Source organism: Bacillus safensis FO-36b (genome assembly GCF_000691165.1).
Lineage (GTDB): Bacteria > Bacillota > Bacilli > Bacillales > Bacillaceae > Bacillus > Bacillus safensis.
In genome coordinates this window covers 212,545-224,375 of record NZ_ASJD01000004.1, presented here as the reverse complement: position 1 = coordinate 224,375, position 11,831 = coordinate 212,545, and the positions used below count along the sequence as shown (strand labels likewise).

14 protein-coding genes are annotated in these 11,831 nt (G+C 40.2%); 7 read left to right on the top strand and 7 right to left on the bottom strand.

Annotated features, from left to right (window positions below):
• Positions 1-189 precede the first annotated feature (189 nt).
• Positions 190-792: a lysophospholipid acyltransferase family protein gene (locus tag BA81_RS11570; protein ID WP_024425286.1), complete on the top strand. Its 603-nt coding sequence runs from the start codon at positions 190-192 to the stop codon at positions 790-792.
• Positions 793-831: 39 nt separating this feature from the next.
• Here the strand turns inward: BA81_RS11570 and BA81_RS11565 are convergent, their stop codons facing one another.
• Positions 832-2,163: a hemolysin family protein gene (locus tag BA81_RS11565; protein ID WP_034282244.1), complete on the bottom strand. Its 1,332-nt coding sequence runs from the start codon at positions 2,161-2,163 to the stop codon at positions 832-834.
• A 58-nt stretch (positions 2,164-2,221) separates the two neighbouring features.
• Positions 2,222-2,662 carry a MerR family transcriptional regulator gene (locus tag BA81_RS19285; RefSeq protein WP_034667702.1) on the bottom strand — a complete coding sequence of 147 codons (441 nt, stop codon included), beginning with the start codon at positions 2,660-2,662 and terminating at the stop codon, positions 2,222-2,224.
• A 337-nt stretch (positions 2,663-2,999) separates the two neighbouring features.
• On the opposite strand from BA81_RS19285, the gene BA81_RS11555 reads away from it, so the two are divergent.
• Together BA81_RS11555 and BA81_RS11550 are read left to right on the top strand one after the other, a co-directional pair.
• Complete coding sequence (locus BA81_RS11555; protein ID WP_034282243.1) at positions 3,000-4,382, top strand: hemolysin family protein; 1,383 nt, start codon at positions 3,000-3,002, stop codon at positions 4,380-4,382.
• Between the two features lie 90 nt (positions 4,383-4,472).
• Positions 4,473-4,865, top strand: coding sequence for a hypothetical protein (locus BA81_RS11550; protein WP_034282242.1), 393 nt, complete (start codon positions 4,473-4,475; stop codon positions 4,863-4,865).
• On the opposite strand, the gene crcB (BA81_RS11545) is transcribed toward BA81_RS11550, so the two are convergent.
• Genes crcB (BA81_RS11545) through BA81_RS11535 form a run of 3 tightly spaced genes read right to left on the bottom strand, consistent with a single transcriptional unit; the run spans position 4,862 to position 6,344 of the window.
• On the bottom strand, positions 4,862-5,227 hold the full coding sequence (gene crcB, locus BA81_RS11545) for a fluoride efflux transporter CrcB (protein WP_034282241.1): 366 nt from the start codon (positions 5,225-5,227) through the stop codon (positions 4,862-4,864). The two genes, BA81_RS11550 and crcB (BA81_RS11545), sit on opposite strands and share 4 nt — an antisense overlap.
• Complete coding sequence (gene crcB / locus BA81_RS11540; RefSeq protein ID WP_034282240.1) at positions 5,228-5,623, bottom strand: fluoride efflux transporter CrcB; 396 nt, start codon at positions 5,621-5,623, stop codon at positions 5,228-5,230.
• A gap of 4 nt (positions 5,624-5,627) precedes the next feature.
• Positions 5,628-6,344, bottom strand: coding sequence for a glycerophosphodiester phosphodiesterase (locus BA81_RS11535; RefSeq protein WP_034282238.1), 717 nt, complete (start codon positions 6,342-6,344; stop codon positions 5,628-5,630).
• 305 nt (positions 6,345-6,649) lie between these two features.
• Here BA81_RS11535 and BA81_RS19555 point away from each other — a divergent pair, with 305 nt between their 5' ends.
• From BA81_RS19555 to BA81_RS11525, 3 genes are all read left to right on the top strand, one after another.
• Positions 6,650-6,751: a YhdX family protein gene (locus tag BA81_RS19555; RefSeq protein WP_017360338.1), complete on the top strand. Its 102-nt coding sequence runs from the start codon at positions 6,650-6,652 to the stop codon at positions 6,749-6,751.
• Positions 6,752-6,915: 164 nt separating this feature from the next.
• Positions 6,916-8,004, top strand: coding sequence for a mechanosensitive ion channel family protein (locus BA81_RS11530; protein ID WP_034282237.1), 1,089 nt, complete (start codon positions 6,916-6,918; stop codon positions 8,002-8,004).
• Between the two features lie 29 nt (positions 8,005-8,033).
• Entirely contained in the window at positions 8,034-8,765 is a 732-nt protein-coding gene (locus BA81_RS11525) for an NAD-dependent protein deacylase (RefSeq protein WP_034282330.1), read from the top strand.
• A 40-nt stretch (positions 8,766-8,805) separates the two neighbouring features.
• On the opposite strand, the gene BA81_RS11520 is transcribed toward BA81_RS11525, so the two are convergent.
• On the bottom strand, positions 8,806-9,660 hold the full coding sequence (locus BA81_RS11520; protein WP_034282235.1) for a polysaccharide deacetylase family protein: 855 nt from the start codon (positions 9,658-9,660) through the stop codon (positions 8,806-8,808).
• A gap of 296 nt (positions 9,661-9,956) precedes the next feature.
• On the opposite strand from BA81_RS11520, the gene dat reads away from it, so the two are divergent.
• Positions 9,957-10,814 (top strand): D-amino-acid transaminase, encoded by an 858-nt coding sequence (gene dat / locus BA81_RS11515; protein WP_034282234.1) that lies wholly within the window; start codon positions 9,957-9,959, stop codon positions 10,812-10,814.
• Positions 10,815-10,859: 45 nt separating this feature from the next.
• Here dat and BA81_RS11510 read toward each other — a convergent pair whose 3' ends face one another.
• Positions 10,860-11,366, bottom strand: a complete 507-nt coding sequence (locus BA81_RS11510; protein WP_034282233.1) for a universal stress protein — start codon at positions 11,364-11,366, stop codon at positions 10,860-10,862.
• Positions 11,367-11,831 lie beyond the last annotated feature (465 nt).

Genomic DNA, 11,831 nt, shown 5'->3' with positions numbered 1-11,831 from the left:
ACGACAAAATTGGACACAATTCCTATTCTATTCTCCCCTAAAACCTTGTGCTTGAATACAGTCAGAACGTTCATTTTAAACGAAAAAAATAGGGAGGATTGGACTGCGTACAAATTTTTAGTACCAGGTAATAAAAAATTTGTTATAATAGAGACAAATCCTTCATTCTTCAAACAAAGGAAGTGCACTATGTATAAATTTTCAGGCTATACCGTCAAATTATTATTTGGTCTCCGAGGTGGAATCAAAGTATATCAAAAAGAGAATCTGCCAACTGATCGGGGTTTTGTCATTGCTTGTACACATGAGGGTTTTGTGGATGTTCTTGCATTAGGCGCAGGAATTCTTCCGTTTGAGATCCACTACATGGCGAAAAAAGAATTGTTTGCAAATAAATGGATCGGTGGATTTTTAAAAAAGATTCATGCCTTTCCAGTTGATCGAGAGAATCCTGGGCCAAGCAGTATTAAAACGCCCATTAAATTATTAAAAGAGGGAAAGATCGTTGGGATTTTTCCAAGCGGCACACGTACTACAGAGGATGTTCCTTTAAAAAGAGGAGCGGTTACCATTGCGCAGCTCGGTAAAGCGCCAATTGTTCCAGCCGCATACAAAGGACCTTCAAATGCGAAAAGCCTTTTCAAAAAAGGAAAAATGCGCTTAATTATCGGTGAACCGATTGAGCTGTCTGAATTTGACCATCTGCCGCCAAAAGAAAGATTAGGTGCCATGACAGAAGTATTAAACACAAGAATCAAAGAGCTAGAAGCTCAATTAATGGAAAAGGCATAAGAAAAACGACCGCTTGCTTAGGCAAGGGTCGTTTTTTTCTTAAGAAGCGCCTTCTTCAGCTGCTTCTAATAATTGTTCATTTAACTTTTTTACTTCGATGTATGCCACATGGTGTCCATCGACTTCATTAATAATAAATTCATAGCCTTGTTCACGAATGGCGTCATTTTTCTCTACTTCATATTTCTGAGTAAGGAACCAGCCGCCGATTGTGTCGACCTCTTCATTATCAAGCTGTATACCTAATAGCAGGTTGACTTGATCAACAAGAACCTTGCCATCAAAGATGTAATGGTCTTCTCCAAGTTTACGCACTTCGTTGATTTCATCAATGTCGAACTCATCACGAATTTCACCAACGATTTCTTCAAGGATGTCTTCAACAGTGACAAGACCTGCTGTACCGCCATATTCATCTGATAAAATGGCCATGTGTACACGTTCACGCTGCATTTTGAGCAGTAAATCATGAACAGGAACCGTTTCAATCACATGAATAATCGGATTTACAAACTTTTCGATCGTATCGCTTGTAGAGCACTCACCGCTAATGCAGGCAGTGAGAACCTCTTTAATGTTAAGAACACCGATAATGTTATCTTTGTCGCCATCTTCAATTGGATAACGTGTATATTTCTCTACCTTTGTTACCTTCAGCATTTCCTCAATGGTAATATCATATGGGAAGCTGACAACTTCGGTACGAGGAATCATAATTTCTTTCGCCAGACGGTCATCAAATTCGAAAATTTTATTTACATATTTGAATTCAGACTGGTTAATCTCGCCGCTCTTATAGCTCTCTGATAAAATAATCCGCAATTCTTCCTCAGAGTGCGCCATGTCATGCTCAGATACTTGCTGAAGACCGAACGCTTTCGTTAACAAACGAGCAGATCCATTTAATACCCAAATGAACGGGAACATCACTTTATAAAAGATCATCAGTGGTCTAGCAAAAAGAAGGGATACTTGCTCAGCCTTTTGAATGGCGAGTGTTTTCGGTGCAAGTTCTCCAACGACAACGTGTAAAAACGTCATGATACTAAACGCGATAATAAAAGTGACAATAGAACTAGCTGATTGAGGAATGGACAGCTCTGCAAAGAGCGGCGCAAGCATATGCGCAATTGTTTCTTCCCCTAACCAACCAATACCAAGGGCGGTAATGGTAATACCAAGCTGACAGGCTGATAGGTACTCATCAAGATGAGTCGTTACATGCTTGACAGCAACTGCTGTTTTATTACCTTCTGCGATTAACTGATCAATTCTTGAGCTTCTTAAGCGAATGATCGCAAACTCTGATGCAACGAAAAACGCGGTTAAAGCTATAAGTAAAGCGACTATGAGTAAATTAACTATGTCCAATTAAGGCCTTCGTTCTGACTTTGAGAACGAAGGTAACACCTCCTGTTTAGTAAAAATTTTAACTTAACAGCAGTAAAAATGATTGGACAGCCGTCATTTTTTCAGGAGTAAGCTGCTCTTTTAGTTTTTCACGTTGTTCTGGCTGAAGCTGCTTACAACGTGCCAAAATGCGGTCCATATGCTCATTCATCCGATCGATATCAGAGGTTAAATGGACAAGTTCATCATGATCTTCCTTTTGAGAAGGGAATTGTTCATCTAATCTGGATTTGATGTCAGAAAGAGCCAATCTCTGCTGTTTGCAAAGAACGATTAATTGTAATCGTTTTAAAGCATATTCATCGTAATAACGATAATTTGAGCAAGATCTAACAGGCGCAAGCAAACCTAGATTTGTATAATAATCTACAGTTCGTTTCGTCACCTGTGCAATCTGTGCTAGTTCACCAATACGATACTTTTTCTCAGCCCCATCTGAACATCTCCTCCTAACCGTCACGTTATAGTTTATGAAAATAGTTTAATATAATTCTAGTCTGAAACACAAGTTAATTGTTCATATTTCCTGCCAATAAGAAGAAACAGAGGAGGATTTCCCTCAATTTAGTCAGTCATGTCAAAAACAGCATGATGATACAGGAATTTTCAGATTATTTATGGTAAGATAAAATGAATACCGTTTCATATATATGTAGAGAGGCGGAATTTTACGTGAACCGGAGGTGGTTAAGTGGGGCCCTCAATGTAGTCTTATTTAATCAGTTAACCGTTTTGCAAAACATAACATCATCAATCAGGAGGTGACTCCTTGTTCTTCTAAGAAAGAGCAAGGTTAAATGGACGATATTGTTAATCTGAGTATAGTCGGTGTTTTGATTGCTTTAACAGCTTTCTTTGTTGCATCTGAATTTGCCATAGTAAAGGTGAGAAGTTCAAGAATTAATCAGCTTGTTGCCGAAGGGTCCAAAAAGGCCATCATGGCGAAAAAGGTGACATCAAGGCTAGATGAATATTTGTCAGCCTGTCAGCTCGGTATTACAGTGACATCCCTTGGTTTAGGGTGGATTGGTAAGCCGGCTGTGAAAGAACTTTTGGTTCGAGGTTTTGGTTTGACAAACATTCCTGATTCAGCAATCAGCCTGATCTCAGCAACACTTGCGTTCTCTATTATTACCTTTTTGCATGTAGTTGTAGGTGAGCTAGCACCAAAAACGCTTGCCATTCAAAAGGCGGAAAAAATGACGCTATGGCTGTCAGGCCCGCTGCATGCATTTTATATCCTTATGTTCCCTTTCATTTATGTGTTAAACGGATCAGCCCGTTTGCTAACTAAAATGATGGGCATCGATATGGGGTCTGAAAAAGAACATTCCCATTCTGAAGAGGAATTGAAGATTTTATTATCTGAGAGCTTAAAAAATGGGGAAATCAACCCATCAGAATATAATTATATGAACAAGATTTTCGATTTCGATAATCGAATTGCCAGAGAGATCATGATACCGCGGAGAGAAATTTGTGCGATTCCAGAAGATATGCCGTTAGATGATATCCTCGCCATCATGACGCAGGAAAAGTATACACGTTTCCCTGTTTTTTCAGGAGATAAAGACCATGTCATCGGCATGCTGAACAAAAAGCAGCTCTTTGCAGATCTTGTGTATCAAGGAGAAAAAGATCAACTGAAAATTCAAGATTATATATATCCAGTGATTGAGGTCATCGACACGATTCCTATTCAAGAGCTTCTCGTTAAGATGCAGCGTGATAGAATGCATATGGCGATCTTAACTGACGAATATGGCGGAACGTCTGGACTTGTCACAACGGAAGATATTTTAGAAGAGATTGTCGGAGATATTCGAGATGAATTCGATGAAGATGAGCAGCCAGTTATTCAAAAAAGAGCCGATCATCATTATGTTTTAGATGGCAAAGTGAGATTAGATGAAGTTCAAGATTTGATCGAGATCTCTTATCATGATGAGGAAATTGATACAATCGGCGGACTCATCTTAAAAGAGAATATTGATATCAGAGAAGGACAATCCGTCTATCTTGATGATATTCGAATGAAAGTGCTGGAAATGGATGGACGCTACGTTAAAAAGATCGATTTGAAAAAAGGCGTCACATCGCCAGAAAAAGGCAGCGCACGCACTGGGCTTGATATAAAGGAGCCGCTTTTAGTAAACGAAATGACCTTGAGCGAAAAATAAGCTCAAGGTTTTTTTAGGTATTTAGTCTCTTTTGAACGAATGTACGTTCGGTATATAATAAGAACAAACGTTCGATAGAGGGGGATGGACATGCTTTGGTATGAAACAGCAAGTATCACGGAGAAAAAAACCTCAATGAAACGAATTGAGTTTCATTTAAAGAATTTCAAAAATTATCAAGCAGCGATCTTAAATATCGAAAGGCAGCTTGAAAAAAGAAGCCCGCATCATCTCGACCACATGACTCGGAAAAAGTTAGAAGAACAAAAAAGTCAGTATGAACTCATCGTTGCTTGTATTGAAACGGCATTAAAAGAGTTGGACGAAATAGAGCAGCAGCTCATCGATTACAAATATTTTCGAGATTGGCGGATGGCAAAGTGTGCAATGGAAATTGGCTATAGTGAAAAAACACTCTTTTTGATGAAGCGCCAGCTCATGGATCAGCTGCTCATCAGCTTAGCCGCCATTACCAATATTTAAAAAAGATGCTGTCCTATTTGATAAAACGCAGCAAAGAGACATAAAGACCCGATGATTGTGACCAGCAAGTAGACAGCAAGAAGTCCAATTTGCCGCTCATGCAGCATGGACGCAGCTTCTACACTAAATGTAGAGAATGTTGTAAAACCACCGAAAAACCCAGTACCAATGATCATAAGCAGCGGATCATTGTCAGACACTGCACCTGTCAGTAAACCTAAACCGGCAGCGCCGAGTAAGTTGATGAGAATAATACTATACGGAAAACGAGTATGAAACTTGGTTTTCTGAATCGATTGACTGAGGAAAAAACGAAGGGCACTGCCCATCCCGCCGGCAACAGCTGTATAAAATACAATCATTTATCTGCTTCCTTTCGGCTGCTCATTTTGTTTAAAGAGGCGCTGAGCGGTGATCAATCCACATAAGGCAGCGCCCACTCCAGCAATCACTGAGAGTAGAATGTACATGATACTTGATGTGAACAGTCCATCCTGTAATAAGAGAACTGTTTCTTTAGAAAAAGTGGACATAGTCGTAAAACCACCGCAAAATCCTGTTCCGATCAAAGCAGCAAGATATTTTTTTCCTTTCCGAAACATAAAATATCCTGTTGAAAAGCCAAGAAACAGACTGCCTGTCATGTTTTCAATCAGTGTTGCATAGGGGAATGTCTGGCTGACAACGGATTGGCTAAGTTCATATCTGCAAAGGGTACCAACCAATCCACCGATAAATACGGCGAGATATGCTTTCATTTAATCATTTCTCCTTTAGAAAAAATGGCGGGTGATCCGTCACCACTCCATCAATGAGGTATGTTTTCATCCTGTCGGCTGTTTTTTGATCTTTCACTGTCCATATAAAGACATCCATTCCAAATGAGTGGATGCGGTCAATCCACCATCTGTTGATCATCGTTTTCTTCATATTAAGGCAATTCGCAAAGGAGCTGTACTCCGCTAATTTCCTTTTCGTCAGTTTAAAGGCAGAGGGTTTTATAATAAAAGCTGTTCGAAGAGAAGGGGCGTAAGCTTTGACTCTTTGAAGTGCATTGGCATCAAAAGATTGAACCATGATGTGACGGGAATAGGCAAACCGGTTGATGATGTCGACAACTGCCTTTTCAATCCCAATCTGCCGTTTTGGATGCTTGATCTCAATCAGTATCCCGACACGATGAGTGTACCTTTCAAGAATTTCCTGTAAGGTGGGAATTCGTTCGTTGGCGTACTGTGAATCAAACCAGCTTCCTGCATCCAGTTTCTTCAGCCGATCAAGTGTATAACTTTTCACTAAGCCGCTCCCGTTAGTTGTTCGATTAACGGTATCATCATGGATGACGGCTACGTGCTGATCCATTGTCAGCTGGACGTCTAACTCAATATAATCCGCACCTTGCTGAACAGCTAAATCAAATGCGGCGATTGTATTTTCTGGGGCAGCGCTTGAAGACCCTCTATGCGCGATAATATACACATGCTCCAGCTCCTGACATAAGTTCTGGTCTTATCATATCAAATTTTTGCTGTTTTTCCTTCTTTACTATATGGAACGAGGGAGAGCTGTATGTAATGGAACATGGCGTGTGGTGAGAAAGCATCGTGTATAAAAGGTGAAAAGTTGCAGGAATATCCCAAGCTCTTATTGAGTAAATCTGAACTACATCATTTTTTCTTCGATCAATTTTGTCCAAATCGTCAGCGTTCGTCAAAATATTAGTGCTTTCGTCATGTTGACTGAAAATTCTGATGTTTTATAATGATGAAAAGGAGGCGAGATGATTGGGTAAAGGGAGAATTAGAGTGGAAGAACGTATTAAGGCTGAAACGGATGCTGAAATGTTTAAAGCGACTCTCCTTGATCAGGCTCAGAAGAAAAAGTAGTTTGCTGCCCGTCGATATGTCTCTAGCCAAAATTTCATATTTGAACTTCATGCCTCGGGATCAGTCCCGAGGCTTTTTATGTAGAGGTCAGACATTTAAGAGAGGACATGAACGAAGGTTATATTATAAACTAGAGAGGATTGTTTTAAAGGAGAGAGACAGACATGTTTACACAAAAATGGATGGATACATATTTTACAGTAGATATTGCGATCCAGATTGGTATTAGCCTTTGTATTTTATTGCTTTTTTTATTGCTTCGGAAAGTATTTACGAAGTATTTATTTCAGCTTCTGTTTAGGCTGACGAATCGGTCTAAAACGGAGGTCATTAACCAAATTGTTGTGGCATTTGAAAAACCAGCCAGGCTGTTTTTCGTGGCACTTGGTTTATATTTTGCGTTAAGACAGGCACCATACTTTGAGCATCATATGGATGTCATCGTTAAATTGTATAGATCTTCTATTATATTAATGCTGACGTGGGGGCTTTGTAATTTAACCGCTGCATCTTCTTTCTTGTTTCAAAAGGTCAATTCGAAATTTGAATTAGATATGGATGATATTTTAGCACCATTTTTATCAAAGGTACTTCGTTTCATTATTATTGCACTGAGTATTAGCGTCATTGCACAAGAATTTAATTATGACGTAAATGGACTTGTGGCAGGGCTTGGTCTAGGTGGTCTAGCATTTGCGCTCGCTGCTCAGGATACAGTGGCTAACTTTTTTGGAGGGATCGTCATCATTACGGAGAAGCCTTTTACGATGGGCGACTTTGTGGAGACACCAAGTGTACTTGGGACTGTGGAGGACATTACATTTCGAAGCACAAGGTTTCGAACACCTGCTGAAGCCGTCGTGACCGTTCCTAATTCTACGCTTTCTAAGGAGCCAATCACAAACTGGACAAGAATGAATAAACGTCAGATTACGTTCTCTGTTCGCGTTTCCTACAATACACCAAAGGAAAATATTGATCAGTGTATTAAGCGTCTCAAACAGATGCTTCACGAGCATGATGGGGTGCATAAAGAGACGATTATGGTAAATCTCGATGTACTGGCAGACAGCTATTTGAACTTGTTTTTCAACTTTTACACTAATACGACAGCTTGGTCTGAAAACCTTGATATTAAGCAGGATATTAACTATCGCATCATAGATATTTTCCACGAGGAAGGCGTAGAATTTGCTTTCCCTGGTCAGGCCATTTATATGAAACAAAAAGGTGAGAAGCAGCTGGGTGAATAAAGGAGGAATGGTGCGTGGATCAAACAAAAGTGGAAGCACTAAGAGAGAAATTATCACAGGCTTCACATATCACAGTACTCTCAGGTGCAGGTATGAGTACAGAATCGGGTATTCCTGATTTTAGATCAACGGGTGGTCTGTGGACAGAAGATACTTCCCGCATGGAGGCGATGAGCCGGTCCTACTTTTTATCAAACCCTCATCAATTCTGGCCGAAATTTAAGGATTTGTTTCAAATGAAAATGAGTGGAGAATACGAACCAAATAGCGGGCATACCTTTTTAGCCAGCCTTGAGCAACAAGGGAAGCATGTGGATATTTTTACCCAAAATATTGACGGTCTTCATAAAAAGGCGGGAAGCCAGCATGTATATGAACTCCATGGCTCCATTCAAACGGCTACTTGTCCATCGTGCCACGCGGTATATGATCTGCCTTATTTATTAAAAGAAGAGGTGCCGGTCTGTCAAAAGGTTTCCTCAGACGGCAGTACGTGTGGACGTGTGCTAAAAACAGATGTTGTCCTATTTGGCGATATGGTCAAACATTTAGACCAAGTGGAGACATCACTTCAGAAAACGGACATGCTCCTCGTCATGGGGACTTCCCTGGAGGTAGCGCCAGCAAGATATATTCCAGAAGATGCAGCTCATGATCCTTCCATCTTCATGGTGATGACGAATTTGAGTGAAACAGAATTCGATCCGCTTTTTGATCTTGTCTTTCATGAGCGAATTGGCGATCTCGTGAAAGCTTTATAAATCATTAAAAAACCCGCATCCTAAAGGTGCGGGTTTTACTTTATTGCTGCAGCGGCTTCATTGTTTCATCAAGGACTTCAAATGTATAGCCCTTTGCCTTTAGCTGCGTGATTAAGCTGCTTAAGTATTTTGCCGTCGCCGGCTGATCATGCATTAAGATGATTTTTGGTTCTTTTGGATATTTTGTCTCCAGCACTTGCAGCTGATTTAATACCTCTGGTACATATTTTGAGCTTTTATATTTCCAGTCAAGACTGTCAATGGTCCAGTCCCAGTAGACAAAGCCTTTTTGTTTTAAACGTGCTTTTTGCTGATCGGTTAAATTTGGGGTGCTGCCATAAGGTGTTCTTACAAGATGGGTATACTCACCTGTGACAGAAGCCAAAATGCGCTGATCTTCCTTCATCTCGTTAACAGGAGAATCACTTTTTTGATAAAAGCGTTTCACATCATGGGTAATACCATGAAGCCCTAATTGATGACCTTCTTGATGGAGTCTTTTCACAGCTGCCGGGTGTTCTTTAATCTGCGGTCCGAGCATAAAGAATGTGGCTTTCACTTGATGCGCTTTTAGCACATCTAACAGCTGATTTGAAGTCGCTGATGGACCATCATCGAAGGTTAAAAAGATCGTTTGATCCGTTACATGTTTATTTGAATGGATCTTAAAATGTGCATCTAATGTTTTCCGAGAAGCATCTTTTGCTTTCATACTAGTACTTGTGTCCCTAAATTGACTGCTCGCAGACAATTTCGCCGGCTGATCTGCTGCCTGCATATTGGTTTTGGACATATCCCAAATAAAAAAGAGGATTAGTGTCAGGATGACAAAACCAATCGCCTTTGAGAGCAGCATTGTGTTTGAAGGTGTCTGTTTTTTTTTAACCCGTTGCATTACAATCGCTCCAATAAATCAAAAATTTGTGTCGAATCATGTAGTGGATTCTGTCTTATTTCGCTGTTTTTTGTCGTGTTTATATGGAGTAAGTATACAGGAAAAAAGAGCCTATGAATATAGAAGATGCTAAAAAATTGGAATCTTTTTGGTTATCAAACTATATTTGTTACAATAGAAGGTTATCCATTTCATACGATGTGAAATAATTCTGAATAATCATTGAAACGAACCCATTTATCCGCTAAGATAGCATCAGATTCAACCATTATTGCAAAGCGAAGGGGAGATTCCATATGAAAATATTGTACAATGGAGATTTCATTGAAAAAAAGGATGCACATGTTGATATTGAGGACAGAGGCTATCAATTTGGTGACGGAGTCTATGAGGTCATCCGTGTATACAATGGTACTTTGTTTACGTTAAAGGAACATACAGAGCGTCTGTTCAAGAGTGCAAAGGAAATTGGCATTCATCTGCAAGGTACAGTATCAGATATGGAAGAAAAGTTACAACAGCTCGTCGCTCACAATCAATTAACAGATGGCGGTGTGTATATTCAAGTCACGCGGGGTGTCGCCCCTCGTAAACATCAATATAGTGATTCTCTTACTCCTCAAATCACGGCATATACGTTCCAGGTGAAAAAGCCTGTTCAAGAGCAGAAAGCTGGGGCAAAAGCCATTTTATCTGAGGATCTTCGCTGGTTAAGGTGTGATATCAAAAGCTTAAATCTTTTATATAACATCATGGAAAAGCAGAAAGCATCTGAAGCTGGTGCGTTTGAAGCAATCCTTGTGAGAAACGGTTTTGTGACCGAGGGAACCTCCTCGAATGTATATGCCGTGATTGATGGCGTGATTCGTACTCATCCTGCAAACAATCTCATTTTAAACGGCATTACTCGTAGAAAGCTGCTGGAGGTATGTGAGGAAGAAGGATGTACGGTTGAAGAAACTCGTTTAAGCAAAGAAGAACTGCTGCGCGCTCAGGAAATCTTCATCAGCTCGACGACAGCTGAAGTCATTCCGATTGTTGAAATAGATGGCGAGCCCGTAGGGGAAGGCGTTCCAGGAGAGCTGACAAAGCGCGTACAGGAAGGCTTCCAGCAAAAAATTAAACATGAAAGTGAAGCATCCATCTCTTCATAAATAAAAAAGGCTGTAAACCAATGTTTACAGCCTTTTGTGATGCATTTATTTCACAATAAGCACAGGTATATCTGATTTTGCTGATAACTTTTCACTCACACTGCCAAACAGCATTTTTTTCAATCTGCTTTGGTCACGTGCTCCCATGACGATGAGGTCTGCTGATATTTCCTCCGCATATTCGATAATCGCTTCTGCTGGTTCTCCTTCTACAATTTCAATGGCAGCCTCAAACTGCTCCTCATTTAAAAGCATTCGTGCTTCCGCAACGACCTCTTCTGTATGGTCTTCAAAAATCAAGGGACTTTGCTGTTCATCGTGAGGTACATATACAGGGGGAGTTTGAAGATCTGCCGTACCGCCGCCGATATAAGCTCCGCCAGTCATTGGGCGCGGTGCATCAAACACCTGTCTGTCTGTTTTGCCATCATGTGCATAGGTAACGGTCAGCTTGGCATGCAAGGTTTTAGCTAAAGCGATTGCCTTTTTTAATGCTTTCTTACTGTCTTCATGTCCATCAAACGCTACGACCATCCGATCAGCTTGAAACAATGTCCTCATTCCTTTCAAAAGGAGTCTTTACACTCATGGTATACCCGTTAATAGAAAAAGATACACATGAAGGAGAATGATTTTTGTTAGAAAATTTCATTTATTGAAAAATATTTATTGACAAAATAGTGACAGCCGCTATAAGATAAAAAAAGATTCAAGAGCCAAAAGGAGGAAATGTCATGTGCAACATTGGAAGAATGAAACCAAACTGCATGAATGGGTTGATTCACGTGACAATTACACCTTCATTGGTCATTGAAAAGGAACTCGTCTGTTCCAATTGATCGGATGAATCAAGGCGTATGTTGCGTATTTGTCAACATGCGCCTTTTTACATGACGAAAAGAGGCGTACCAGCAAGCTGGTGGCCTCTTTTTTTGTTGAATTCATTTCGCATTTCGAAATAATGGGATGGAGATCAACGAATAAATGAAGAGGAGTGAAAGCATGTGAACATGCCAA

What these genes read in the sequence shown, in the direction of transcription:
- BA81_RS11570 (WP_024425286.1), top strand. Translation starts at nt 190, where the DNA reads ATGTATAAATTTTCAGGCTATACCGTCAAATTATTATTTGGTCTCCGA.
- BA81_RS11555 (WP_034282243.1), top strand. Translation starts at nt 3,000, where the DNA reads ATGGACGATATTGTTAATCTGAGTATAGTCGGTGTTTTGATTGCTTTA.
- BA81_RS11550 (WP_034282242.1), top strand. Translation starts at nt 4,473, where the DNA reads ATGCTTTGGTATGAAACAGCAAGTATCACGGAGAAAAAAACCTCAATG.
- crcB (WP_034282241.1), bottom strand. Translation starts at nt 5,227, where the DNA reads ATGATTGTATTTTATACAGCTGTTGCCGGCGGGATGGGCAGTGCCCTT.
- crcB (WP_034282240.1), bottom strand. Translation starts at nt 5,623, where the DNA reads ATGAAAGCATATCTCGCCGTATTTATCGGTGGATTGGTTGGTACCCTT.
- BA81_RS11530 (WP_034282237.1), top strand. Translation starts at nt 6,916, where the DNA reads ATGTTTACACAAAAATGGATGGATACATATTTTACAGTAGATATTGCG.
- BA81_RS11520 (WP_034282235.1), bottom strand. Translation starts at nt 9,660, where the DNA reads ATGCAACGGGTTAAAAAAAAACAGACACCTTCAAACACAATGCTGCTC.
- dat (WP_034282234.1), top strand. Translation starts at nt 9,957, where the DNA reads ATGAAAATATTGTACAATGGAGATTTCATTGAAAAAAAGGATGCACAT.